Source organism: Tsuneonella sp. HG249 (assembly GCF_053819205.1).
Genome location: NZ_JBSOQY010000001.1, coordinates 502,204 through 525,269, shown reverse-complemented (window position 1 = coordinate 525,269; position 23,066 = coordinate 502,204). Strand labels below are relative to the sequence as shown.

Sequence of the window (23,066 nt, the reverse complement as noted above, 5' to 3'; positions counted from 1 at the left end):
GCAAAGGCGTTAGCGAGCGCAGCAGGGCTTGGCTAGCGGTTGGCTCCCGGAACCCATGTCACATCGGCTCTCCCCGCGTCGTTCGACAGGCGGGCGAGCTGGAAGAGGTAGTCGGAGAGGCGGTTGATGTAGGCCAGCGCCGCCGGGTTGACCGGCTCGTGCTCGGCCAAATGGGTCATCGCCCGCTCGGCGCGCCGCACCGAAGCGCGCGCCAAGTGAACCCGCGCCGCCGCCTCGCTGCCGCCGGGAAGAACGAAACTGGTGAGCGGATGAAGCGCTTCATTCAGCGCATCGATCCGCTGTTCCAGCCATTCCGATTGCTGAATTACAATACGCAGCGTCATTTCACCCGGTGCGAAATCGTCGCCCGGAGTGGCAAGGTCGGCGCCGAGGTCGAACAGGTCGTTCTGGATGCGGGTAACATGCACCCTGGCCTCTCCCTCGAGCGCCAGCGCGGCAAACCCCAGCACCGAGTTCGCCTCGTCGACCGCGCCGATCGCCTCGATCCGCGCCGAGTGCTTGGAACGACGCGAGCCGTCGACCAGGCCGGTGGTGCCGTCGTCGCCGGTGCGGGTATAGATCTTGTTGAGCTTGACCACGCCGCGCGCGTGTCAGCGGGTCATCATGAGGATCAGCGCGACGACCACGACCGCGAGCGCCTGGTACTTGATGCGGTTGAACATCATCTTGTTCTGCAGCAGCTGCATGTCGTGCTGCCGCGTGCTCCCGGTGTCGATGTCCGCGCGGTGCGATTGCAGGAACGCGACGATGCCGCGCACCAGCGAATAGACCACCAGGGCCATGAGGACGACGAGGATGATGACGAGGAAGGTTTGCATGGCGCTAATCTAGGGAGCGGCCCAGCGAAATGCCAGCGGGGAAGCGGTGCGCGCGCAAATCGGCCGCCAGCGCCGGTCCATCCTCGCCGGCCTGGCGCCGGTCGGCCAGCGACGGCGAGCCGCGCCGCTTGGCGAGCTTGCGGCCATCGGCTTCGACCAGCAGCGGGTGATGATGCCAGCGGGGCACCGGCAGGCCGAGCAACGCTTGCAGCAGCCGATGGATGTGGGTGGCGGAAAACAGGTCCATGCCCCGGGTAACCAGGGTGACGCCGTCGGCGGCGTCGTCGAGCGTGGCGGCCAGGTGATAGCTCGCTGGCGCGTCTTTGCGCATCAGCACCGGATCTCCGGCGCGATCCGGGCGCGCCTGTTGCTCGCCCGCCAGCTCGTCCTCCCATGTCAGCGAACCTGTGAATGCGAGCGCCTTGCCAACATCGAGCCGCCAGGCAGCGCCGGCGACATCGATCGCGCGCCTCCGGCAGGTCCCGGGATAGACCGGCCCCTCGGGCCCCTTGGCCGTCGCCGCCGCCGCGATCTCGGCGCGGGTGCAGTTGCAGGGGTAGAGCAGGTCCATCGCGCGCAACTTCTCCGCCGCCGCCTCGTAGCTCGCGAGGCGCAGCGATTGCGAAGGCGCTTCCTGCCACTCGAGGCCGAGCCAGGCGAGGTCGGCGCGATAGTCCTTGGCCAGCTCGGGCCGGCTCCGCGCGCCATCGATATCCTCGATCCGCAGCAGGAACCGCCCGCCCCGCTCGCGCGCGAGGTCGTGCGCAACGATCGCCGAATAGGCATGGCCGAGATGCAACGGGCCGTTCGGGCTCGGGGCGAAGCGGGTGACCTCCATGCCATCTGCCTAGCCGCAATCAGCCGGGGATTCAGCCATTGTCATGAACTTGACTCGCGAATCGGCAAATGCTCCCTTCGCATCAATCGGAGGGCATCGGACACGTGTTCAAGGCCGAACTGATCGAGCGAGCCGCGCATTTCCGCCGCGCCGAGGACGACCCTGCGCGCAAGCTGGAAAGCTGCCCGGCGCTGGTGCTCAACGCGGACTACACCCCGCTGTCGTATTACCCCTTGAGCTTGTGGCCGTGGCAGACCGCGATAAAGGCGGTGTTTCTCGAGCGGGTGGACATCGTCGCCAGCTACGAACGCTGCGTCCATTCGCCCAGCCTCGACATGCAGATCCCCAGCGTGATCGCGCTGCGACAATACGTGCGCCCGAGCGAGTTTCCCGCATTCACCCGCTTCAACCTGTTCCTCCGCGACCGGTTCGCCTGTCAGTACTGCGGCAGCGAGAAGGACCTGACCTTCGACCACGTCATGCCCCGCCGTCTCGGGGGGCGGACGACGTGGGAGAACATCATCACCGCCTGCGCCCCGTGCAACATGCGCAAGGGCGGCCGCACCCCCGTTCAGGCCAAGATGCACCCCCACGTCCGCCCGATCCGCCCGACCAGCTGGCAGCTCCACCAACACGGCAAGGCCTTCCCGCCGGGGTACCTCCACGAGACATGGAGGGATTGGCTCTATTGGGACATCGAGCTGGAGGCTTAGGGTTCTTCTTGCGCGCTGGATTCCCGCCTTCGCGGGAATGACGAACATTTGAACACCACCTCGTCATCCCCGCGCACGCGGGGATCCAGCGAACAGAGACTCGTGCATGCACCCGGACTTCCAACCCGCCGGCTACATCATGGCCTCCGCCCGCAACGGCACGATCTACATCGGCGTCACCTCGAACCTGCTCCAAAGGATCGCTCAGCACCGCGAAGGAACCTTCGGCGGCTTCACCGCCAAATACGCCGTAAAACGCCTCGTCTAGTTCGAGCAACACAGCACGATGGAGCACGCCATCGTTCGCGAAAAGCGGCTCAAGAAGTGGACCCGCGCGTGGAAGCTCGACCTGATCGAGGCGGGCAACCCGGGCTGGCGCGATCTGGCGGAGGATTTCGGGTTCGAACTCTCGCTGACTGGATCCCCGCGTTCACGGGGATGACGAGGTGGGGCTAAATCGCCGTCCGCACGCTCAGCAATTCCGGGAAGAACACCTGCTTGAGCACGCCCTCGAGGTAGGGCACCCCCGCCGTCCCTCCGGTGCCGCGTTTGAAGCCGATGATGCGTTCGACGGTTTTCAAATGACCGAAGCGCCAGCGCTGGAAGTGGTATTCGAGGTCGACCAGCTTCTCGGCGAGCTCGTAGAGATCCCAGTACTCTTCCGGCTCGCGGTAGATCGCGGCCCAGGCGGTCTCGACTTCGGGTGAGGCCTCCCAGCCGCCGCGGTGGTCGCGCGTCAGCACCGCATCGGGAATCGCGAATCCGCGCCGGGCGAGGAGCCGCACCGCCTCGTCGTAGAGGCTCGGGCGGGCAAGCTCGGCGCGCAAGGCTGCGGCGATCTCGGGGATCGCCTCGTGCATTGTCACCATGTCCGGATTGCGCCCGCCCATGAGGAATTCCATCAGCCGGTACTGCGCGCTCTGGAACCCGCTGGAATTGGCTAGGTGCGGGCGGACCTGGCTGTAATCCGCCGGGGTCATCGTGCTGAGCACTTCCCACGAATGGATCAGCTGGCCCTGAGCGCGGGCCACGCGGGCGAGCATCTTGAACGCGGGGCGCAAGTCGTCGGCAGCGATTTCCTCGCGCGCGGCGGTGAGTTCGTGCAGGCAGAGCTTGAGCCAAAGCTCGCTAGCCTGGTGGACGATGATGAACAAGAGCTCGTCGTGCGCGCCCGAGGCGGGGTGCTGGGCGTTGAGGATACGGTCGAGGTCGAGGTAGCTCGAATAAGTGACGTCGCGGGGCATGGGATGCCGCTTAACCCCTCACCATCGTCATTGCGAGCGTAGCGAAGCAATCCATCTCCGGAGCTGGATTGCCGCGCAGCCGGGGGCTGCTCGCAATGACGATGTTGGTAGGATTGAAACCCTACCCCTCGATGGTCCGGCTCGCAGGGTGGTGCTTGTCGAGGTGGCGCTTGACGATCTTGAGGTTGCGAGTGTTCGACTTGAACACGAAGTCGACCACGTCGCCGACCACCGGGATCGCACCGACCGCGGTATCGACCGCCACGTTGCCGGTCATCCGCCACAGCTTCCATTTCGGGAGGCCGAGGTTCCTTGCCTCCCACACGAGGTACATCCCCATCGCCGCCGCTACGAAGTCCCCCACGACCGGCACCAGGCCGACGATCGAATCAAGGCCGACCTTGTAGTTGATCCCGGGGACAGTGAAGCTGTTCTCGAGCAGCCTCTCCATGCTCTCGATCCGCCGGCGGACCGATACGGGGTCGGTGCCGAGCGGCATTTCGATACCCATGGCGCGGGGCCGCACGGGGTCGGTCGGCGGGGTCTGTTCCATCGGTCCTCCTTCGTTCGCCTTCTATCTGGGACCGAGCGCCAGCGGAAACAACGGATGGAACGCCCAACGGTTCTCCGAGAACCCTTCGATCTGGCCGCGCACCAGCGACCAGCGCACCGGCGCGCCGAGCGCTATGTAGCCCTGCTTGGCTGTCAGCCTGGCTTCGGCTTCGGCAAGCATCGTCTCCCGCGCCACCGGATCGGCTTCGCGGATTGCGTCTCGCACCAGTTCGTCGGCTTCGGGGGAGCACAAGGTCCGCCGCACGGAGCAGGCGAACTGATTGAGATACCACCGCCGGCCGCCAAAACGGGCGAGTACGTCGATCAGTTCGAGGTCGGCCCGCTCGCCCTCGCCGGCCCGGGTCACTGTGACGCCGATGGCCTGCCAGTCGGTGGCGATCTCGCGCAGCAACAGTTCCGATCCAGGGCCCTCGGGCAGCGCGATGCGGAGCGACTTGTCCCCGGCATATCCAGCGATCCGGCGCGCCGCCTGCCCGCGGCGAAGTTCGATCGACTGGCCGGCCCAACGTTCGGGGGCGTTCCCCGCGGCCGCCGGCGGGGCGATACGGGTGCTGGGCAGCCAGCCCGCGATATTGAACGGGGCGAGTAGCGTCTCGCGCTCGATCGCCATCGCCAGCGCCTCGCGCCGTTCGGGCTCGGCGAGCAGGCCTTCAGTGCGCACCACGCGCAGGCCCAGCAGGCCCTGCGCCGCGTCGAGACGCACGGTGCCGCGCGAAAGCGGGCCGACATCGGCCAGCGGCAGGTCGGCGAGCGTGCCGCCGAGCACGAGATCGACGTATCCCTCGCGGAACGCGGCGACCGCGGGACCGGCTTCGAGCGCGCGCACCGCGAGCGGCCGCGTGCCCTCGCGCCAGTCGGGGCGCGTCGGCAGCCCGCGCGCCTCGGGCGGAAGCACGGTCAGCCGCGCAGCGCCATTCCGCTTGTCGAGTGCCATCGGTCCGGTCCCGCTCCCCTTGTGGAACACGCCGAGTTCGGGCTGTGCGAGGAGCTGAAGGAAATCGGGCACCGGGCTCGTCAGGCGAATCTCGATGACCCGCCCGGTCATCGCGCGCACTTCGGAAACAGGCGCGAGGTCGAGCGCCAGCGACGTGCCGGCGAGCGCGCGGATCGTGCGGCGCAGAGCTTCGCGCACCTGCTCGGCGGTTATCGGCTTGCCGTCGGCCCACTCGGAATTGCGCAGCCGGAAAATGTAGGAGAGGCCGTCGTCCGTGACTATCCAGCGCTCGGCCAAGGCAGGCACAACCTCACCGGTCTCATCGAGAGAGACGAGCCCTTCGACGGTGGCGGCGCGGATTTGCTGAGCCGGCATAGACAGGCGCAGGCCTGGCTCGAACAGCTCGCCGCCTTCGCCAATTAGCGCGATGCCGATGACCCCTTCATCGCTCGCCGAGTCGCATCCCGCGACGAGCAATGGCGCCAACAGAAAGGCGAGGGCGCGATATGAGCGAGCCATGGTCGCCTGCCTAGCAGGCCTGCACTGGCTCGTCAGCGGGCCGGATCAGATATTGCGCAACCGGTTCGGGTCGAGCTGATGGCCCAGCGGTCCGAGCGACGAAGGGCGGACGAAACGCGGGGTGTTTATGTCCCCGCCCGCGGCCACCGGGCTGCGCGGCGCCTTGGGATCGATTTCCTGCGCGAAGGCCACGCCGAAACGCTGATCCTGCACCCAGGCGACGCTGCCTTCGACCGGGCGGACATTCTTGAGTTCGATCGAGACCCGCGTGCCGGGAAGGACCCGCAATTCGGACTCGGCCATCATTCCGCCGGCCGAGAGATTGCGCACCCTCACGCGGTGCGAGACCGAATCGCCTTCAAGGCGCAGGTCGGCCATGAGGAACAGGCTGTCGCGGTTGATGTGTCGGGTATCGACGCCAGACATTCGCGCATCGGCTCCTGAAATCGTTAGGTTGGCCCGGACGGGTCCGGACATTCGCCTTGGACGGCGGGGTTAGCCGGGATTGTCTAAGGAAAATTTAAGCCGACGGTTCGCGTCCGGGCAAAACCTTCAATCGTCCCGGGAAATTTTCTCGCGGCGCTCGTGCGCTTCCTGCGCTTCGACCGTCATGGTGGCGACCGGGCGAGCGATGAGTCGCTTGAGGCCGATGGGATCCCCGGTGACCTCGCAATAGCCATATTCGCCGGCATCGATGCGACGGAGCGCCGAATCGATCTTCGCGATCAGCTTCCGCTGGCGGTCACGGGTTCTGAGTTCGATACCCCAGTCGGTCTCGCTCGAGGCGCGGTCGTTGAGGTCGGCTTCGCGGATCGGGCCGTCCTGCAAGGATTGTAGGGTGGCATTGGCAGATGCCAGGATCGAGCGCTTCCATTCGAGCAACAGCAGCCGGAAATAATCCTGCTGCGGCTCGTTCATGTACTCTTCGTTTTCAGAAGGAACGTAGTCGGGGGTGAGCGCGCGACGCGCCTTTTCGAGTACGTCGATGTCTTCGCTCGCCAAACTGGCCATCGTGGTCCTCTTGCAGTCCTGTCCCAACCAGTCCCGGCTTGTTGCCGGTAAAGCGCCGACCGCCGTTGCGCGGGCCTATAGGCATGGCTCCCGAGCCGCACAAGCGGGCATGCAGAGCGTCGCATCTAGGCGTTAAAAACTTAAGCCGAACCGAACGATTGCGAGACAAGCGCTGATTTTCTGCCGCGTCGTTAACGACTTGTTGACCATAAGAAGGTGAACTGGCCTCGACGGCGGCATGGGGGCTCGCCTGAAACGGGGGAAATAGACGATGGAACTGCTCAAGATCGAAGGAGGCGGGGCTCTTCACGGCGCAAAGGCCGCCGACATGCTGGTGGCCCACTGCCTGGCCGCCGCGGCACAAGGGGATTGCTCCGCGTTCTACGACCTGGGCGTGGCCTACTCGACGGGCAGCCACGGCGTCGGCTGCGACCTCATCGAAGCGCACAAGTGGTTCAACCTCGCCGCCGCGCGGGGACACGAGGAAGCCGCCTGGTGCCGCGCCGACATCGCGGACGAGATGACCGCGCGCGAAATCGCCGAAGCCCAGCGCCGTGCGCGGCAGTGGCTGCTCGACGGCGAGCGCCGCGCTGCCTAGCCCCGCTTGAAGGGCGTCCGCGCGGCGAGCCATTCGGCGTCGACCGCCACCCCTTCCCGCTCGCGCCGGAGAAAATCGGCGACGGCGGAACGGAAGCCCGGATCGGCGATCCAGTGCGCCGATGTCGTCTGCACCGGTTCGTAGCCGCGGGCGATCTTGTGCTGGCCTTGCGCGCCGGCCTCCACCCTCGCCAGGCCGCGCCCGATCGCTTCGTCGATCGCCTGGTAGTAGCAGAGTTCGAAATGGAGGAACCGGTGGTCCTCCGAGCACCCCCAATAGCGGCCGTATAGCGCGTCGCTGCCGGCAAAGTTCAGCGCCCCCGCGATCGGCCTGCCGGCATGAAGCGCCAGCACCAGCACGATGCTCTCGCCCATCCGCTCGCCGAGGAGATCGAACGCGGCGCGGGTGAGATAGGGGCTGCCCCACTTGCGGCTGCCGGTGTCCTGGTAGAACTGCCAGAATGCGTCCCAATGCTCGGGAAGGATGTCCACGCCCGACAGGCGGCGGATTTCGACCCCCTCCTGCGCGGCGGCGCGTTCCTTGCGGATGGCGCGGCGCTTGCGACTGGCGAGCGAATCCAGGAAATCGTCGAACGAGGCATAGCCGCGGTTGTGCCAGTGGAACTGGATGTCGCGCCGGACCAGCCAGCCCGCCGCCTCGAACAACGCCACCTGCTCCGGTTGGACGAACGTGGCGTGGATCGAGGAGAGGTTGTTGGCGGCGGCAAACTGCTCGGCAAATCGCAGCAGGTGCGGAGCAAGCGCCGGCTCGCGGGTCAGCACGCGCGGTCCGCTCGCCGGGGTGAAGGGCGCGGCGACCTGCAGCTTGGGATAGTAGCTACCGCCGGCCCGCTCCCATGCGTCGGCCCACGAGTGGTCGAACACGTATTCGCCCTGGCTGTGCCCCTTGAGATATGCCGGAAGCGCGCCGACGAGCCTCCCGGCATCCTCGATCACCAGCGGCGCGGGCAGCCACCCGGTGCCCTGGCCCACGCTGCCCGAGTCTTCCAGCGCAGAGAGGAAGGCGTGCCGCATGAACGGGTTGCCGCCACCGGAAAGAGCGTCCCACTGATCGGCGGGCAACTCGCCGACCGATCCGGCCATGCGCGCGACCAGCGCACCGTCACTCATGCGAGGCCGGCTCCTTCGGCTATCGGCGCATCGGCGAAAAGATCGGCCCGGGCGCGCAACTCCGGCGAGCGCACCGTCCAGGTGAGCAACGGAAGCCCTCGGTCTCGCTGCGCCTCGGCGAAAGCGCTCGGCAGATCGCGAACGTCGTAGGCAAGGAAATCGGGCCGGCCGTGCCACAGAGCGGCGTGCCGTCGCCAGTGCCCGGCGGCGCCGCGGGTGTTCTCTTCGGTCACGACGAGGCCGCGAACGGTGTCCGGCGAGTGGATGCGAAACCATTTGGGCACCCGCGGATCAAAGCTCATGATCGCGACGTCGCCGCTGTATCCCTCGATCGCCCGCCGCACCGCAAGGCACAAGGGCGCCGGATTGCGCTCGCGCTTCGATTTGATCTCGACGAGGATCGGCACGTGCCCGGCTACCTGATCAAGCATTGTGTCGAGCGTGTGAATCCGGTCGTTGCTTCCCTTCAGCGCCACGGTCTCGAGCACAGCGGCGTCGCGCGCGCCGATCGCACCGTTCTCCGCAGTCAGCCGCTCCAGCGTCCAGTCGTGGAACACCATCGCACGCCCGTCGCGACTCTTCTGGACATCGCACTCGATGCCCATCCCGCGGGTCATCGCTGCGGCGAACGCAGTGGGCGAATTCTCCGGCACCGCGGCGTCATGCACGCCGCGATGGGCATAGTCCCATTGCCGCAGCCAGCCGGCCCGCCCCGCATCGGGGGCCGGCGCCAACCATCGATCAATCGGCGCGAACGGCGACAATCGCATCGACTTCGACCGCCGCGCCGCGCGGCAGCACGGGCACGCCCACGGCGCTGCGCGCGTGCTTGCCGGCATCGCCGAACACTTCGGCCATCAACTCGCTCGCGCCGTTGGCTATGGTCGGCTGATCGGAGAATTCTCCGGTCGAGCAGATGAAGGCGCCGAGCTTCACCACCCGCTCGACGCGGTCCAGGGAGCCCAGCGCGGCCTTGAGCTGCGCCAGGATCATGAGGCCGCAAGCACGCGCGGCGGCGACGCCTTCTTCGACCGTGACACTCTCGCCCAGGCGGCCCTTGACTATGTTCCCGTCGACGAACGGCAGCTGGCCCGAAACGTGCGCCAGCCCGCTGGCGACGACCACTGGCACGTAGGATGCGATCGGGGCGGCGGCCGCCGGCAGTTGGATGCCGAGTTCGGAAAGGCGGTATTCGATGCTCATGCGGGTTCCTCTGTATGCCCTATCCCTGCGCTGCTTCAGGGCGGGTGTCTTCCTTGGTCAGTTCGTCGAGCAGCCAAGGCAATGCCTCGGCCCAGGTGTCGATGCGCGCATGGGCGTGACCCGCCTCGTGCGCACAGGCGATGCGAGAGGCGAGCATCGGCTCGCCGCACAAGTGCAATCGCCGCAGGTGCGGCACCGTTTCCACCGCCGAGGCGTGATGTTGGGCGAGATCATCGATGAACACCGCTCGGCTCGGCGCGTATTCTTCCATGATCGCCTTGAGCGCCGGACCCTTGGGGCCCTGGTTGGTGAACACGCGGGCATGGATGCCGTGGTTAGCCAGCTGTTCGAACCGCATGTCGCGGTGGCGGTCGGTCAGGTTCGTGAGCACCACGACGTCGGCGTGCTCGGACAGCGCGGTCATGCCCTCGACCGCGCCGGGAATGGGATTCTGCCGGTGCATCTCGGTATCGAAGAAGCCGCGCAGGAAGCTCCAAATCTCGGAGGGTTCGAGCAGCTCGCCGGTTTCCTCCCAGCGCATCGACTGCGAAAAATCGTTGCCGACCATGCGGAATTCGACGCCCTGGCTTTCGGCCAGCCAGTCCCTGAAGGGCGCGACCATGTAGAGCAGCACTTCGTCGCAGTCGGAGATGATCAGCGGCCGGCTCATGCGAGAAGCTCCGTGCGCGCCGCGACCAGTTTCTCCGGCGCCACATTCAGCGCGTCGGCCGCCAGCATGAGGTCGGGCTCGTGCCCCGCGAGATAGTCGAGCACCGCGGCCAGCGTGCCCCGGTCGGTCAACTGCTCGCGCAGGATCTCTGGCGTAAGGCCGGTCAGCGCGAGCAGGCGATCGGCGCGGTCCTGATCGGCCAGGACCCAGCCGAGCGCCGAAAGCGCCAGCGTGTCCGCGTCGCCCGAGTGATGGGGGGTGTCGGTGGTGATTGTCAGCTTCCTCGTTGAGCCCTAAGCGCGCGAGCCAGATGGGGAGAGCCGCCGCAGTGGCAAAGCGAATTCTCGTTGTCGAGGACAACGATCTCAACCGCAAGCTGTTCTGCGACGTCCTGCGCGCAAGCGGGTTCGAGGTCGAGCCGGTCGCCGACGGCGAGCTGGTGCTCAACGCCGCGCGCGCCTTCGCGCCGGATCTCGTGATCATGGACATCCAGCTACCCAACGTCTCGGGCGTCGACCTCATCACCGCGATGCGCCGCGACGGCATCCTGGCCGACACCCCGGTGCTCGCGGTCACCGCCTACGCCGGCAAGGGCGACGAGGAGCGCATCCGCGATGCGGGGGCGACGGGGTACCTTTCGAAGCCGGTGTCGATCGGCCCCTTCATGGCCGCGGTGCGGGGGTTGGTCGAGGGTTAGTTGTCGGCCGAATGTTATTGTCTGCTATCGACTCCATTGCGGACATTCGGCGTGGGCGTAGTGTGCCGCAATGATCACTCTCGGCGGCTACTCCTACGAAGTCCATAAGTTCTGCGTGGCTTGTGGGCACGTGTTGAACGGGGCGCCCATCTTAGCGATCGCGCACGATGAGGATGGCGATCTGCACATCACCTGCGGGAACGATGCCCACTCAGGCAGCGATTGGCACGCTGTAGGACTTAGCCATTTCTCTGATAGACTCCATGGCGCAGACGCGGTCCCGTTGCTTCCTCCCGGACAGGTTGCCATCCGCGAATCAGAGCAGAGCGTATGGCAACTGGAAGTGTGCTGACGCTATCGGGCTAAGTCCCCTTTCCACCCAAAGGCGGACTTTAGTCCGCAAGGAGTGTACGCGCCTAGCGAAGCGTCATTTCGGCGATGAACGACACCAGCGTTGCAATCAGGCCGACCACAAACATGCGATACGCGTAACCCAGGAAGCGGTACTTCTTGCGCTGGAGCACCTGCCCGTTCTGGTAGATGTCGTGCAGCATCGTGCGGAACACCGTCTCGTCGTTCTTGAGCTGCTCGAGGATGTCCGCCGTCCATTCCGCTTCGTCGCGCGCGCTGAAGTGGCCGAAGAACAGCTTGTTGGCGCCGACCGCGCCCTTGCTGCGCGAGACCGAGGGCAGCACCGCCACCACCGCAAACAGCGAACTCAGGAACGCGAAGCCGGCGAGGATCGCCAGGCTAACGGGGAGATGCCCGGCAAAGGCCCGGCTCACCGAAATGGAGAACACCAGGAAGCTCGCGCCCATCAGGATCGAGGCCTTTTGGTCGGCCATTTGCGATAGCTGAAGCGTGATCTGCTGGGTCGTGCGCACGAGATGGATCGCGTGCGACGAATACTGGCTCATCAGTGGCGCGTTGCCGTCGGTCGCAGGTTCCATGACGCGTTACTCCCCCGCATGGGGGCTTGCCAGTGCCCTCGCGGCTTGACAAGCGCGCGGCCAAGCCGCTTTTCCGCCGCATTGCCATGGCAGCGCCGCGAGCGAGCCTAACCACAGGACAGATACCCCCATGGACCGAGCCGAAGTCGACGCCCGCATCCGCGCCCTCGCCGAACCGTTCAATAAAAAGGGCATCGAGATCGACGAGGACACCTCGTTCGCCGGGGACCTCGAATTCGACAGCCTGACCGTGATGGATTTCGTCGCCTCGATCGAGGATGAGTTCGACATCATCATCTCGATGAACCAACAGGCCGAGATCGAGACCTGGGGCAACCTCATCGACGCCGTTCACGAGTCGATCTCCAAGTGAGCGAGGGCATCGACGAGCCCGACCGCCCCGAGGCGCGCGAAGGCCACGGCAAGGACCTGTTCTCGAAGTTCGACGACCTCATCGCCATGCGCGAGGGCTTGCTCGCGACCGGCCAGGAAGATCCCTTCAACCTGGTGATGGAGCGCGTGCTCAGCCCCACCCGCGCGGTGTGCAACGGACGCGACACGATCCTGCTCGGCACCTACAACTACATGGGCATGACCTTCGACCCCGACGTGATCGAGGCGGGCAAGCAGGCGCTCGACGACTACGGCAGCGGCACCACCGGCAGCCGCGTGCTCAATGGCACCTACCAGGGCCACAAGGCGGTCGAGGAAGCGCTCAAAGAGTTCTACGCCATGGATCACGCCATGGTGTTTTCCACCGGTTACCAAGCCAATCTCGGCATCATCAGCACGATCGCCGGCAAAGGCGACTACATCGTGCTCGACGTCGACAGCCACGCCTCGATTTGGGACGGCTGCGCGCTTGGCAACGCCGAGGTGGTGCCGTTCAAGCACAACGACATCGAAGCGATGGACAAGCGGCTCGGCCGCATCCCGGAAGGTGCCGGCAAGCTGGTAATTCTCGAAGGCGTCTACTCGATGCTCGGCGACATCGCGCCGCTCAACGAAATGGTCGCGGTGGCCAAGAAGCACGGCGCGATGGTGCTGGTCGACGAGGCGCACTCGATGGGCTTCATCGGCGAGAACGGCCGCGGCGTGTGCGAGGCCGCCGGTGTGATCGACGACTGCGACTTCATCATCGGCACGTTCTCGAAAAGCGTCGGCACGGTCGGCGGCTTCTGCGTTTCCAATCACCCCAAGTTCGAGATCATGCGGCTGGTCTGCCGGCCTTACGTGTTCACCGCCAGCCTTCCGCCGAGCGTGGTGGCGACCGCCGCGACCTCGATCCGCAAGCTGATGCACGGCTCCAACAAGCGCGCGCACTTGTGGGAAAATTCCAAGCGGCTCCACGCGGGGCTCAAAGCCCTCGGCTTCCAGCTCGGCACCGAGACCCCGCAGAGCGCGATCGTCGCAGTGATCATGCCCGACCTGGAGCGCGGCGCGGCGATGTGGGAGGCGCTCCTCAAGGAAGGCCTCTACGTCAACCTCGCGCGCCCGCCGGCCACCCCTGCCAACATGACGCTGCTACGCTGCTCGCTGTGCGCCGAGCACACCGCCGAGGAAGTCGAGACGATTCTGGGCATGTTCGAACGCGCCGGCAAGGCGGTGGGAATAATCTAGCCCCGCGATGTTGTTCAGCCCGAGTGCCGTGCCACCCACTTGAGGTAGGCGGCGAGCCACTTGCCGAGGAAGGGTGCGAGCTTCTCGCCCGCGGTGCCATCTTCGTTGAGCGAGCCGTCGGTGTAGTGGATGAACGCCTCAGGCTGACCGAGCGTGGGCATGTCGAGATAGGCCAGCACGTTACGCAAGTGCTGCTGCGCCATCGCGGTCCCCGCCGCGCCGACCGAGACGCCCAGCACGCCCGCCGGCTTGCCCGCCCAAGCGCTGTCCCCATAGGGGCGGCTGGCGTGGTCGAGCGCGTTCTTGAGCACGCCGGGGATGGAGCGGTTGTATTCCGGCGTCACGAAGATGACCCCGTCCGCCGACCGGACTTGCTCTTTCAGCCGCGTCGCGGCGGCGGGCGGGTTCTTGTCGTCGTCCTGGTTGTAGAGCGGCAGGTCGCCGATGTCGACAAAGTCGAAGGCGTGTCCGTCGGCCTGCGGCAAGCGGGTCATCGCCTCGGCGACGCGGCGGTTGATGGATTCGGCGCGCAGGCTTCCGACGGCGATGGCGATACGGCTCATGGCGGGCAATCTCCTCCCTCGCTCAATAGCACGCGGCGGCGTGCGTTCCAGCGCCGCCGTTCGGCCTTCAGCCGACCGGGCGGCGGACCGGCTTCACCGGTATCCGCAAGTAGCTGACCCCGTTGTCTTCGGCGGGCGGCATCCGCCCGGCGCGGATGTTGACCTGCACCGAGGGCAGCAGCAGGCGGGGGACGGCGAGGCCCGTGTCGCGTGCCTCGCGCATGGCGACGAACTCGTCCTCGCTTACCCCGTCATGGACATGGACCGAGCGGGCGCGTTGCTCGCCGACCGTGGTCTCCCATGCATAGTCGTCGCGACCCGGAGCCCTGTAGTCGTGGCACAGGAACAGCCGCGTCTCCGATGGCAGCGCGAGGAGCTTGCGAATGGAGCGATAGAGCTCGCGCGCATCGCCGCCGGGAAAGTCCGTCCGGGCGGTTCCGTAGTCGGGCATGAACATCGTGTCGCCGACGAAGACTGCATCGCCGATCTTGTAGGCGACGTCCGCCGGGGTGTGGCCGGGGACGTGAAGCACCTCGACCTCGAGGTTTCCGATCTCAAATCGTTCGCCGTCCTTGAACAAACGATCGAAATCCGAGCCGTCGGTCTTGAGATCGTCGGCATGAAACAGCGGTCGGAAGATCTTCTGCACGTCGCGGATGTGCTCGCCGATGCCGATCGCCGCGCCGGTCTCGGCCTTGATGAACGGCGCGGCGCTGAGGTGATCTGCATGGGCGTGGGTTTCGAGCACCCAGCCGACGGTGAGCCCTTCCTCCCGGGCGGCGGCCAGGATGGCTTGTGCCGAGCGGACATCGGCCTCCCCGCTCGGAAGGTCGAAATCGAGGACAGGGTCGATCACGGCCGCGCGGTGCGTCGCGGAATCCCACACGAGGTAGCTCACCGTATTGGTGGGCTCGTCGAAGAAAGCGCGGATGGCGGGTAAGTTCATGATTTCCTCCGGTGCGCTTGACATATATAAGCAGATGCTTATTTAGCAAGTCCTAATGGACAAGCCGATGCACCCGCCCCTCGACCTGCCGACTTTCGAACGCCACGCGGCGGCGGTGGCCGATCTCTTGCGCGCGCTCGGCAACGGGCGGCGGCTCATGATCATGTGCAAGCTCGCCGAGCATGGCGAGATGACCGTCGGCGACCTCGCCCACGAAGTCGGCCTGTCCCAGTCCGCCCTTTCCCAGCATCTGGCGAAGCTGCGCGAAGAGAGCCTGGTCGCGTTCCGGCGCGAGGCGCAATCCGCATATTACCGCATTGCCGACGCCCGCTGCGAGGCGCTGCTGGCAACCCTGTACCAGCTTTACTGCCAAGACGAGGACTGATCGCATGACTTGCCGGACCATCTCCCCAGCCGAAGCTCGCGAACTCGTGAGCAAGGGCGCCAAGCTGATCGACATCCGCGGCGCCGACGAATTCGCGCGCGCTCGCCTGCCTGGCGCCGAGAATCGCCCGCTCGACGCGCTGGGGCCGGTGGCCCACGACGGGCCCGTGGTGTTTCACTGCCGCTCGGGCATGCGCACCGCGGCCCATGCCGACAGGCTGGCGGGGGTCTGCGGCGGCGAGAGCTACATCGTTGAGGGCGGCCTCGAAGGCTGGCGCAAGGCGGGGCTACCGGTCGAGGAGACCAGGGGCGCCCCGCTGGAGATCATGCGCCAGGTGCAGATCGCCGCTGGCACGCTCGTGCTGCTCGGCGTGATCCTCGGATTTGCCGTCGCACCTGCCTGGTTCGCCCTTTCCGGTTTCGTGGGAGCAGGGCTCGCTTTCGCCGGTGTGACCGGGTGGTGCGGGATGGCAACGCTACTCGGCATGATGCCGTGGAACCGTCGCGCCGCGGCCTGACCGGATGGACCCCGCCACCATCGCGCTGGCGCTGCTCAGCGGGGCGCTGATCGGCTTCGTCCTCGGTTTGGTGGGCGGCGGCGGATCGATCCTGGCGGTGCCTTTGCTGGTCTATGTGGTCGGGATGCAGAGCCCGCACGCCGCGATCGGCACCGCGGCAGTCGCGGTCGCGCTCAACGCGGCGGCGGGCCTCGCCGGCCATGCCCGGTCGCACAACGTCAAGTGGCCCTGCGCGCTGGTGTTCGGCGGAGCCGGCGTGCTCGGCGCGGCGCTCGGGGCCGAGATCGGCAAGGCAATCGACGGGGCGGCGTTGCTCGCGGCCTTCGGCGGCCTGATGATCGTGGTCGGAGCGCTGATGCTGCGCGGCCGCAAGGGAGGCTCGGACCCCGCCGTCCGGCTGACCGCCGCGACCGCCCGCCACCTCATGCCGAGGCTGGCGGGGTACGGCCTGGCGGTGGGACTGATGGCCGGCTTCTTCGGGATCGGCGGCGGATTCCTGATCGTCCCGGGCCTGATCGTCGCGACCGCGATGCCGATCGGCGTGGCGGTCGGGACTTCGCTGGTGGTCGTCACTGCGCTGGGCGCAACGACCGCCGGATCCTACGCATTGTCGGGGTACGTCGACTGGACGCTGGTCGGCTGGCTGGTCGCCGGCGGGGTCGCCGGGTCGGTCGCGGGGCGGGTGGCGGGCAAGCGGCTGGCGGGCCGCAAGAACCTGCTCGAGCGGGGGTTCGCCGCGACGGTGATCGCGGTCGGCGGGGTCGTCGTGTGGAGCGCGCTCTAGAGCGGGCGGGTCACTTCGGTGGCGGCTGAGCACTTGTCGGCCGCCTTGTCGTCGCCGCCGCCGAGCATGGTCACGGCGATGAAACCGCCGATCACCAGCACCACGAAGCCCGCGGTCACCATCCCGAGATACTTGTCGATGAAGCGCTTGATCGGTGCCCCGAAGAAGCGGAACAATACGCCGACGATCATGAAGCTGATCGCCCGGCTCACGATCGAGCCCAAAACGAACAGCGCGAGGCTCATCCCCATGAACCCGGCGGTGATCGTGAGCAGCTTGAACGGGATCGGCGTCGCGCCCTTGGCGACGAATAGCCAGAAGCCGTACTCGTTGAGATAGCAGACCGCCGCCGGAAAGCTTTCGGTCAGCCCGAGCCAGGCGAGCAGCTGGGTGCCGACGGTATCGTAAAGCCCCCAGCCGATCGCGTAGCCGAGCAGCCCGCCGAGCACCGAGGCGAAAGTGGCGACGGCGGCAAAGCGGATCGCCTTCCTCGGTTCGGCGAGGCACATCAGTCCGAGCAGCGGGTGCGGCGGGATCGGGAAGAAGCTCGCTTCGACGAACGAGAACATCGCCAGCCACCACACCGCGTGGCGGTGCGCCGCCTTCTCCATCGTCCATTCGTACAGCTTGCGCAGCATCGGCGTCCCTTCCCGGCGTCGCGCGCCTCTAGGCGAGAGCGGGCGGGCGCACAATCGCCGCTGCCCACCGGCAAACCGGCGCGGACTGACCTATGTGCTATCGCGCCGGCGGCGAGGCGCGCATGCCGACTGCAGCGCGCCAGACATCGAGCGTTCTGTCCCTGGCGCGCCAACCGGAACCAACTGGACGGGCGAGCTTTTTGGTGGCCAGATGGAAACTCGTACCCTGATCGCTTACGCGCTGATCGCGCTGCTCGCCCTCGCCCTCGCCTGGGGGGCCGCGCACGTCGTGCGCCGCCAGCGCCGGGACCGCGCGATGCGGCGCGGCTCGCGGCGTTACCGCTGACCGCCGGCCCGAACTTCCGTGCGCTTACCTAGGTAAGTGCGGGCGCCGCGCCGTCGCGGCATGGATGCTGCCGGACGGGTCAAGCGAAAGGCCCAAAGGGTGCAAAATCAACACGAAGACCGAATCGAGCTGGCCATCGAGCGCTACTGGCTCGAGGGCATGGAGCTCGGCAACGCCCGGCAACGGGCGATCATCGAGCACTCGCGGCAGGAAGCGCTGCTGCAGGGGCGCTTGCGCGAAGCGGCGCGTGAGCCCGACCACCACGGATAGGAGACCGCTCCCGAAGACAATTATCCTATTTGGTTATTTCTACTTGACATCGTGACGCTGTTTGGTTAGACAACGGGAACATCGCGATGGTGTGATTCGAACGGGCGGCCCCTTGGTGGGAGCCGCCCTTTTTCGTGTCCGCCCTCGCCGGGACGGGAGCGGAAACGATGCCAGACACAATCAATGGAACGAGCGGCGGCCAAGGCAAGAGCGAGCCGGCGTGGGTGCCGCGCTTCCTCGACGCGCTGCGCGCGGGGCGCGGCATGCGCGAGGCCTGCCGCGCTGCGGGGGTATGCAGCTCGACGCCCTATCACCGCCGCCGCACCGACGACGCTTTCCGCGCCGCGTGGAGCGCGATCCAGCCGGTCGACGGCCGCACGCAGCGCCGCGGCGGCCCGCCCGCGCCGCGCGGCTCGGCACAGATCGAGCGGTTCCTCGAAGAGCTGGCGATCACCTCCAACGTCGCCGCGGCAGCGGCGGTGGCCGGCCTGCCGACGAGCAAGATCTACGCGCTGCGCCGGAGCGACCCCGAGTTCGCCCGCCGCTGGTACGCCGCGCTCGCCGAAGGGTACGACAACCTCGAGATGGAGCTGCTGGCGCACTTGCGCGGCGGCAGCGAGGGCGAGGCGGCGGGCCCCGATAAGCGCAAGTTCGACACCGCCGCCGCGCTGCGCTGCCTCACCGCGCACCGCAAGAGCGTGGCGCGCGAGCGCGGCCGGCGCACACTGGCCGAGGAAGCCGCCACGATCGCCAGCATCAACGCCAAGATCGATGCCCTGCGCGCGCAGGCCAAGGAAGGCGAGGCCGCGATCCGCGCCGCGCGCAAGGCGATCGGCAGGGCCACCACCAAGGGCGCAGGCGGCGATGGCGAGGCGTAGGCCCGCCCCGACGCGCGGCGCCTGGCTACGCCGCCCGGGGCCCGAGGCGGACGCCGAGCGCGAAGTACTCGCTCGGCAACTCGCCCCGCACGAGCTTGCCGCGCTCGGCAGCTATTACTGGGAAGGCTGGGCGCGCGACGCGCAGCTCCCGCCGGCGGAGGCCTGGCGCACCTGGTTGATCTGCGCCGGGCGCGGCTTCGGCAAGACCCGCGCCGGGGCCGAATGGGTGCGCGATGTGGCGCGCCACGATGGCAATGCGCGGATCGCGCTGGTCGGCGCGAGCTTGACCGAAGTGCGCAACGTGATGGTCGAAGGCGACAGCGGCGTGCTCGCCGCCGCGCCCGGCGCGCTCGCCCCGGTGTTCGAGCCGAGCCTGCGCAGGCTGACATGGGAGAACGGCGCGATCGCCTGGCTCTATTCGGCGGGCGAGCCCGAGACGCTGCGCGGGCCGCAGCACAGCCACGCGTGGTGCGACGAGATCGCCAAGTGGGAGAACGCCAACGAGCGCGCGACCGCCGCGTGGAACAACCTGCAGCTGACGATGCGGCTGGGCGAAACCCCGCGCGTGCTCGCCACCACCACGCCGCGGCTCGCGCCGCTGATGCACCGGCTGATGGATGACGCCAGGCGCGGCAAGGTGGTGATCGCGCGCGGCGGCACCGCCGACAACCGCAGCGTTCTGCCGGCCGACTACCTCGCCTCGATGATCGAGCAGTTCGCGGCCAGCGGCTTCGGCCGGCAGGAGCTCGACGGCGAGATGATGACCGAGGCCGACGGCGCGCTGTGGAGCCGCGCGCTGCTCGAGCGATGCCGCGAAGGGGTGCCCGAAGCCTTGCGCGTGCGCACCGTGGTAGCGGTCGATCCGCCGGCCGGCGACAAGGGCGACGCGTGCGGGATCGTGGTCGCCGCCCTGCTGGCGGATGAGACCGCGGTGGTGCTCGCCGATGCGTCGATCGAACGGGCCAGCCCCGAGCGCTGGGCGCGGGCGGTGGCCGGCGCCGCGCGGGTGTGGGGCGCCGACCGGGTGGTCGCCGAGGCCAACCAGGGCGGCAAGATGGTCGAAAGCGTGCTGCGCGCGGCGGACGAAGTCCTGCCAATCAAGCTGGTCCACGCCTCCAAGGGCAAAGTCGCCCGCGCCGAACCGGTCGCCGCGCTCTACGAAGGCGGCAAAGTCCGCCACGCGGGGATGTTCGCCAAGCTGGAGGACCAGATGTGCGGGCTGATGGCAGCGGGGCGCAACGAGGGGCCGGGGCGGAGTCCGGACCGGGCCGATGCGCTTGTGTGGGCGCTGACGGAGCTCATGCTGGGGCGCAAGGCGGTGCCCAAGGTGCGGGTGTTGTGACTGGAGAGGCGGCGGCTGCATCCATTGTAAGCCGAGTTGGCCAATGTCCGAGTTTGGGTGGAAAACGGACGTCACAACGAACGCCGAGTTCCAAGCTGGTTTCTAGATCCGAACGAAAGCTTGACAGACGCCACTCGAAAGCTTGTCGTGGCTCCATTTGTGAAGGGAGCGCAACATGCACAGATTCAAGACTTTCTTTTACGCCAGCCTCGTGGCTGGTGCGTCCTCACTCGCCCTATCTGCGAACCCTGCGCAAGCGGACGAGTGCATACTGGAACTCGGCAACACCGATACCAATGGCGATGGGGTGATCAATACCGCGGATACCCATGGGGGAGCGAACGGACCCGCATCCGGCAGTCTCGCTTGCGGCAATGACGGGGCGGATGCGGACGCGCTCGGTCCTCAAGCGACGGGCCAATACTCGACCGCGATCGGCGCGGATACTGTCGCAAGCAACACGCGATCATTGGCGCTGGGTTCCAACGCGGTAACTACAGGCGCGGCTGGAACCGCCATTGGTGAGTACGCCGAGGCGCGAGGAAGCGACTCCATCGCCCTCGGCTCCTACTCAGAGGCGACCTATCTCGGAACGGCGGTTGGTAAATTCGCTACCGCTGGCGGGCAAGAGTCGACCGCACTGGGCTACGGGACCTCGTCCCTTGGCCTTCGAAGTTTTGCCGCCGGCAATGAAGCGACGGCCAGCGGGATCGAATCTGTCGCCATCGGTAGAGCAGCCCGGGCGTCACACTACGGAACAGCCGTAGGCCCTGCGAGCGTCGCCTCTGGCGCACAAAGCGTCGCACTGGGCAGGTTCGCAAGCGCGAGCGGTAACGACTCGGTCGCGATCGGCTCGTCGGCTTCAGCCACCTATCAGGCGTCCGCGATGGGTATTAATGCCCAAGCCGCGGGTCAGCAATCCGTCGCGATCGGAACTGGCGCTGTAGCCAATCAAACGGCTTCGGTGGCCTTAGGAAACGCTGCGCGAAGCGCAGGCGCAAGTGGCACCGCTGTCGGCGATCGGGCTACGGTAGGTGGGAATCTAGGTACGGCCCTTGGAACTCTGTCTTACGCGATAGATTCCGCGACAGCTGTCGGCTCTCAATCGTCGGCTCTCGGTGTGGGATCGACGACACTTGGCGCACAATCCAGAGCAACTCATGACCGCGCGATAGCCATCGGGTTCCAGGCGAGCACTCTGGGCCAGAACGGCACGGCTATCGGGTACTTGGCATCCTCCAATGGTCAGGGCGTGGCGATCGGCACTAGCTCATCATCACAGTCGGGGGGCATCGCAATGGGTTCCAATTCCGTCAGTTCGGGCGAATCCGCAGTGGCACTTGGAAGCGGCAGCGCCGCGACAGGTGCAAATTCTGTCTCCGTGGGGCCGTCGGCCGAGGCACTCGGAGCGCGAAGCATCGCCATGGGGATCGCGGCAAAAGCATCCGGGGACCAGAGCATTACCATTGGAAACAGCTCATCGACACAGTCGCAGGCCATCGCGATCGGGAACAGCGCCGTCGCGGCCTCGGCAAACGGAATCACGGTAGGTTATTTGTCCGTCAGCTCAGGCAATCAGGCAACGACTATCGGGTACCAAAGCGCTGCTCGAAACAACGGCACCGCATTGGGCGCCCAAGCAGTGGGCTACGATAGCGGAACCGGCATCGGTTCTGGAGCCGTCGCCGTCGGAGGCAACTCTACTGCCCTCGGCGCAGGGGCAGAAGCTCGTTTGGCAGGGTCCACTGCTATTGGCGCCGGCGCCGTGACCACTAAGGCTAATCAGGTCACGCTCGGGGCTGCAGGCAGCTCCGTTCGCATCGGTGACATCGCGGCATCGACTGCTGCGCAGGAGGGCGCTGTGCAAGTCGTCACGGTCGATGAAAAGGGGACGCTGGGCCGCCAAGCTGCCGCCTCAGCGCAGTCTGTAGCTGCCGTGCGCTCGCAAGTGGAGCTGATCGCCGCCGTCAGCGATAGTCAGTTCTCGGCGCTGCAGGGAAACGTCAACACGCTGTTCGACCTGCGCCAGCATGACCGAAAGGACTTCAAGCAAGGTATCGCGGCGGTAGCAGCCATGGCTCAACCGCACTTTCCTTCGGAGCCCGGCAAGACCAGCTATGCTTCCAACGTCGCGGTGTTTCGCGGCGAGGTTGGTGTTTCGGCCGGGGTAGCTCATCGCTTCGATGGCGACTTTGCCTTTACCGCTGGAGCCACCTTCGCGGGTGGAAAGAACACCGCCGTACGGGCGGGCATCGCCGGGGAGTTCTAAATGCACCGGGGGCGGGTGATCCGCCCGCCCCTGCCGCCGGATGTCCGCAAATAGGTCGAAAGCAGACATTGCCACATAAGGCCTGGCGCCCTCGCCGCCCTTACAATCCCGACGCCGGCGCCCCATGTTCCTGTTACTGCCCCGAACGGGCGGCTGAGAGACAACGATCGTGCTCCCAACCCGGCGGAGAGACGTTGTGACCCTGAACCAGCTATACCACGACCACGGCGTCGCGCAGACGCGGGCCCAGCATGCGAGCACCGCGGTGCTGCGGGCGGAACACGCCGCCGAGGCCCGGCGGGTCGATCACCGCATACGCACCAATGGCGCCGGCATGGCTTCCGTCGTTGCCCCGTCCGCGGATAAATTCGAAATCTACCGCGCCGAGGAGGTGCAGGTTACTTCGACTCAGTTCGTCGGAGGTGACTGGCGCTGGCGTCTTACCGACGTGGACAATCGGACGTTGGTCGAGGGCGGCGGTTATCGCTCCGAGCGGGCGTGCCGGGTCGCGGTTTCGCTTCTGCGGGACCGCGCCAGGTTGGCAAGTTAGCGCGCGGCTGCCGCGAGTCGGCCCAGAACAAGGATCGTC

Annotated in this window: 31 protein-coding genes and 1 pseudogene; 15 read left to right on the top strand and 17 right to left on the bottom strand. The window is 66.8% G+C overall.

Annotated features, from left to right (window positions below; translation table 11 throughout):
• Positions 1–32 precede the first annotated feature (32 nt).
• From ACWPM1_RS02715 to gluQRS, 3 genes are read right to left on the bottom strand one after another with little or no spacing between them, the layout of a single operon-like run.
• Positions 33–599 carry a cob(I)yrinic acid a,c-diamide adenosyltransferase gene (locus tag ACWPM1_RS02715; protein WP_455693304.1) on the bottom strand — a complete coding sequence of 189 codons (567 nt, stop codon included), beginning with the start codon at positions 597–599 and terminating at the stop codon, positions 33–35.
• Between the two features lie 12 nt (positions 600–611).
• Positions 612–839 carry a hypothetical protein gene (locus ACWPM1_RS02710; RefSeq protein WP_455693303.1) on the bottom strand — a complete coding sequence of 76 codons (228 nt, stop codon included), beginning with the start codon at positions 837–839 and terminating at the stop codon, positions 612–614.
• Positions 840–843: 4 nt separating this feature from the next.
• Entirely contained in the window at positions 844–1,677 is an 834-nt protein-coding gene (gene gluQRS / locus ACWPM1_RS02705; RefSeq protein WP_455693302.1) for a tRNA glutamyl-Q(34) synthetase GluQRS, read from the bottom strand.
• A 104-nt stretch (positions 1,678–1,781) separates the two neighbouring features.
• Between gluQRS and ACWPM1_RS02700 the strand changes: the two genes are divergently transcribed.
• Together ACWPM1_RS02700 and ACWPM1_RS02695 are read left to right on the top strand one after the other, a co-directional pair.
• Positions 1,782–2,390 (top strand): HNH endonuclease, encoded by a 609-nt coding sequence (locus ACWPM1_RS02700; protein WP_455695111.1) that lies wholly within the window; start codon positions 1,782–1,784, stop codon positions 2,388–2,390.
• Between the two features lie 106 nt (positions 2,391–2,496).
• Positions 2,497–2,832 (top strand): annotated as a pseudogene (locus tag ACWPM1_RS02695) (GIY-YIG nuclease family protein).
• Between the two features lie 10 nt (positions 2,833–2,842).
• On the opposite strand, the gene ACWPM1_RS02690 reads toward ACWPM1_RS02695, so the two are convergent.
• The 5 genes from ACWPM1_RS02690 to dksA all read right to left on the bottom strand — a co-directional run bounded on the left by ACWPM1_RS02690 (position 2,843) and on the right by dksA (position 6,671).
• Positions 2,843–3,634 (bottom strand): tryptophan 2,3-dioxygenase, encoded by a 792-nt coding sequence (locus ACWPM1_RS02690; protein ID WP_455693301.1) that lies wholly within the window; start codon positions 3,632–3,634, stop codon positions 2,843–2,845.
• Between the two features lie 121 nt (positions 3,635–3,755).
• On the bottom strand, positions 3,756–4,187 hold the full coding sequence (locus tag ACWPM1_RS02685) for a DUF4112 domain-containing protein (RefSeq protein WP_455693300.1): 432 nt from the start codon (positions 4,185–4,187) through the stop codon (positions 3,756–3,758).
• 21 nt (positions 4,188–4,208) lie between these two features.
• Positions 4,209–5,660, bottom strand: coding sequence for an ABC transporter substrate-binding protein (locus ACWPM1_RS02680; RefSeq protein ID WP_455693299.1), 1,452 nt, complete (start codon positions 5,658–5,660; stop codon positions 4,209–4,211).
• Between the two features lie 45 nt (positions 5,661–5,705).
• Positions 5,706–6,137, bottom strand: a complete 432-nt coding sequence (locus tag ACWPM1_RS02675; protein WP_455693298.1) for a PilZ domain-containing protein — start codon at positions 6,135–6,137, stop codon at positions 5,706–5,708.
• Positions 6,138–6,212: 75 nt separating this feature from the next.
• Positions 6,213–6,671: an RNA polymerase-binding protein DksA gene (gene dksA, locus ACWPM1_RS02670; protein ID WP_455693297.1), complete on the bottom strand. Its 459-nt coding sequence runs from the start codon at positions 6,669–6,671 to the stop codon at positions 6,213–6,215.
• 271 nt (positions 6,672–6,942) lie between these two features.
• On the opposite strand from dksA, the gene ACWPM1_RS02665 reads away from it, so the two are divergent.
• Complete coding sequence (locus ACWPM1_RS02665) at positions 6,943–7,269, top strand: hypothetical protein (protein WP_455693296.1); 327 nt, start codon at positions 6,943–6,945, stop codon at positions 7,267–7,269.
• Here the strand turns inward: ACWPM1_RS02665 and ACWPM1_RS02660 are convergent.
• From ACWPM1_RS02660 to ACWPM1_RS02640, 5 genes are read right to left on the bottom strand one after another with little or no spacing between them, the layout of a single operon-like run.
• Entirely contained in the window at positions 7,266–8,399 is a 1,134-nt protein-coding gene (locus ACWPM1_RS02660; protein WP_455693295.1) for a GNAT family N-acetyltransferase, read from the bottom strand. The two genes, ACWPM1_RS02665 and ACWPM1_RS02660, sit on opposite strands and share 4 nt — an antisense overlap.
• A complete protein-coding gene (locus tag ACWPM1_RS02655; RefSeq protein WP_455693294.1) occupies positions 8,396–9,133 on the bottom strand; it encodes a glycerophosphodiester phosphodiesterase family protein in 738 nt (245 codons plus the stop codon). Before ACWPM1_RS02655 ends, ACWPM1_RS02660 begins: the two co-directional genes overlap by 4 nt.
• Positions 9,134–9,140: 7 nt before the next feature.
• On the bottom strand, positions 9,141–9,602 hold the full coding sequence (locus ACWPM1_RS02650) for a RidA family protein (protein ID WP_455693293.1): 462 nt from the start codon (positions 9,600–9,602) through the stop codon (positions 9,141–9,143).
• A 19-nt stretch (positions 9,603–9,621) separates the two neighbouring features.
• Positions 9,622–10,272 (bottom strand): HAD family hydrolase, encoded by a 651-nt coding sequence (locus tag ACWPM1_RS02645; RefSeq protein WP_455693292.1) that lies wholly within the window; start codon positions 10,270–10,272, stop codon positions 9,622–9,624.
• Positions 10,269–10,502 carry a DUF3572 family protein gene (locus tag ACWPM1_RS02640; RefSeq protein ID WP_455695110.1) on the bottom strand — a complete coding sequence of 78 codons (234 nt, stop codon included), beginning with the start codon at positions 10,500–10,502 and terminating at the stop codon, positions 10,269–10,271. Before ACWPM1_RS02640 ends, ACWPM1_RS02645 begins: the two co-directional genes overlap by 4 nt.
• Before the next feature lie 98 nt (positions 10,503–10,600).
• On the opposite strand from ACWPM1_RS02640, the gene ACWPM1_RS02635 reads away from it, so the two are divergent.
• Complete coding sequence (locus ACWPM1_RS02635) at positions 10,601–10,969, top strand: response regulator (RefSeq protein ID WP_455695109.1); 369 nt, start codon at positions 10,601–10,603, stop codon at positions 10,967–10,969.
• Between the two features lie 416 nt (positions 10,970–11,385).
• Here ACWPM1_RS02635 and ACWPM1_RS02630 read toward each other — a convergent pair whose 3' ends face one another.
• Entirely contained in the window at positions 11,386–11,919 is a 534-nt protein-coding gene (locus ACWPM1_RS02630) for a Pycsar system effector family protein (protein ID WP_455693291.1), read from the bottom strand.
• Positions 11,920–12,049: 130 nt separating this feature from the next.
• Between ACWPM1_RS02630 and ACWPM1_RS02625 the strand changes: the two genes are divergently transcribed.
• Together ACWPM1_RS02625 and spt are read left to right on the top strand one after the other, a co-directional pair.
• Positions 12,050–12,292, top strand: a complete 243-nt coding sequence (locus ACWPM1_RS02625; RefSeq protein WP_455693290.1) for an acyl carrier protein — start codon at positions 12,050–12,052, stop codon at positions 12,290–12,292.
• A complete protein-coding gene (gene spt, locus ACWPM1_RS02620) occupies positions 12,289–13,539 on the top strand; it encodes a serine palmitoyltransferase (RefSeq protein ID WP_455693289.1) in 1,251 nt (416 codons plus the stop codon). Before ACWPM1_RS02625 ends, spt begins: the two co-directional genes overlap by 4 nt.
• A gap of 14 nt (positions 13,540–13,553) precedes the next feature.
• On the opposite strand, the gene ACWPM1_RS02615 is transcribed toward spt, so the two are convergent.
• Both ACWPM1_RS02615 and ACWPM1_RS02610 read right to left on the bottom strand, forming a co-directional pair.
• Entirely contained in the window at positions 13,554–14,102 is a 549-nt protein-coding gene (locus tag ACWPM1_RS02615; protein ID WP_455693288.1) for an NADPH-dependent FMN reductase, read from the bottom strand.
• A 67-nt stretch (positions 14,103–14,169) separates the two neighbouring features.
• Complete coding sequence (locus tag ACWPM1_RS02610) at positions 14,170–15,048, bottom strand: MBL fold metallo-hydrolase (protein ID WP_455693287.1); 879 nt, start codon at positions 15,046–15,048, stop codon at positions 14,170–14,172.
• Positions 15,049–15,103: 55 nt separating this feature from the next.
• Between ACWPM1_RS02610 and ACWPM1_RS02605 the strand changes: the two genes are divergently transcribed.
• From ACWPM1_RS02605 to ACWPM1_RS02595, 3 genes are read left to right on the top strand one after another with little or no spacing between them, the layout of a single operon-like run.
• On the top strand, positions 15,104–15,433 hold the full coding sequence (locus ACWPM1_RS02605) for an ArsR/SmtB family transcription factor (protein WP_455693286.1): 330 nt from the start codon (positions 15,104–15,106) through the stop codon (positions 15,431–15,433).
• A 4-nt stretch (positions 15,434–15,437) separates the two neighbouring features.
• A complete protein-coding gene (locus ACWPM1_RS02600; protein ID WP_455693285.1) occupies positions 15,438–15,950 on the top strand; it encodes a rhodanese family protein in 513 nt (170 codons plus the stop codon).
• Positions 15,951–15,954: 4 nt separating this feature from the next.
• On the top strand, positions 15,955–16,734 hold the full coding sequence (locus ACWPM1_RS02595; RefSeq protein WP_455693284.1) for a sulfite exporter TauE/SafE family protein: 780 nt from the start codon (positions 15,955–15,957) through the stop codon (positions 16,732–16,734).
• Here ACWPM1_RS02595 and ACWPM1_RS02590 read toward each other — a convergent pair.
• Positions 16,731–17,372, bottom strand: a complete 642-nt coding sequence (locus tag ACWPM1_RS02590; RefSeq protein WP_455693283.1) for a YqaA family protein — start codon at positions 17,370–17,372, stop codon at positions 16,731–16,733. The two genes, ACWPM1_RS02595 and ACWPM1_RS02590, sit on opposite strands and share 4 nt — an antisense overlap.
• A gap of 211 nt (positions 17,373–17,583) precedes the next feature.
• On the opposite strand from ACWPM1_RS02590, the gene ACWPM1_RS02585 reads away from it, so the two are divergent.
• The 6 genes from ACWPM1_RS02585 to ACWPM1_RS02560 all read left to right on the top strand — a co-directional run bounded on the left by ACWPM1_RS02585 (position 17,584) and on the right by ACWPM1_RS02560 (position 23,027).
• Entirely contained in the window at positions 17,584–17,718 is a 135-nt protein-coding gene (locus tag ACWPM1_RS02585) for a hypothetical protein (RefSeq protein WP_455693282.1), read from the top strand.
• A 99-nt stretch (positions 17,719–17,817) separates the two neighbouring features.
• Positions 17,818–17,988, top strand: a complete 171-nt coding sequence (locus ACWPM1_RS02580) for a hypothetical protein (RefSeq protein WP_455693281.1) — start codon at positions 17,818–17,820, stop codon at positions 17,986–17,988.
• 167 nt (positions 17,989–18,155) lie between these two features.
• Positions 18,156–18,866, top strand: a complete 711-nt coding sequence (locus ACWPM1_RS02575) for a hypothetical protein (protein ID WP_455693280.1) — start codon at positions 18,156–18,158, stop codon at positions 18,864–18,866.
• Positions 18,853–20,208, top strand: a complete 1,356-nt coding sequence (locus ACWPM1_RS02570) for a DNA-packaging protein (protein WP_455693279.1) — start codon at positions 18,853–18,855, stop codon at positions 20,206–20,208. Before ACWPM1_RS02575 ends, ACWPM1_RS02570 begins: the two co-directional genes overlap by 14 nt.
• A 175-nt stretch (positions 20,209–20,383) precedes the next feature.
• Positions 20,384–22,477, top strand: a complete 2,094-nt coding sequence (locus ACWPM1_RS02565) for a YadA family autotransporter adhesin (RefSeq protein ID WP_455693278.1) — start codon at positions 20,384–20,386, stop codon at positions 22,475–22,477.
• Between the two features lie 196 nt (positions 22,478–22,673).
• The gene (locus ACWPM1_RS02560; RefSeq protein WP_455693277.1) at positions 22,674–23,027 is read left to right on the top strand and encodes a hypothetical protein; all 354 of its coding nucleotides are present in this window, start codon (positions 22,674–22,676) and stop codon (positions 23,025–23,027) included.
• Positions 23,028–23,066: the final 39 nt, after the last annotated feature.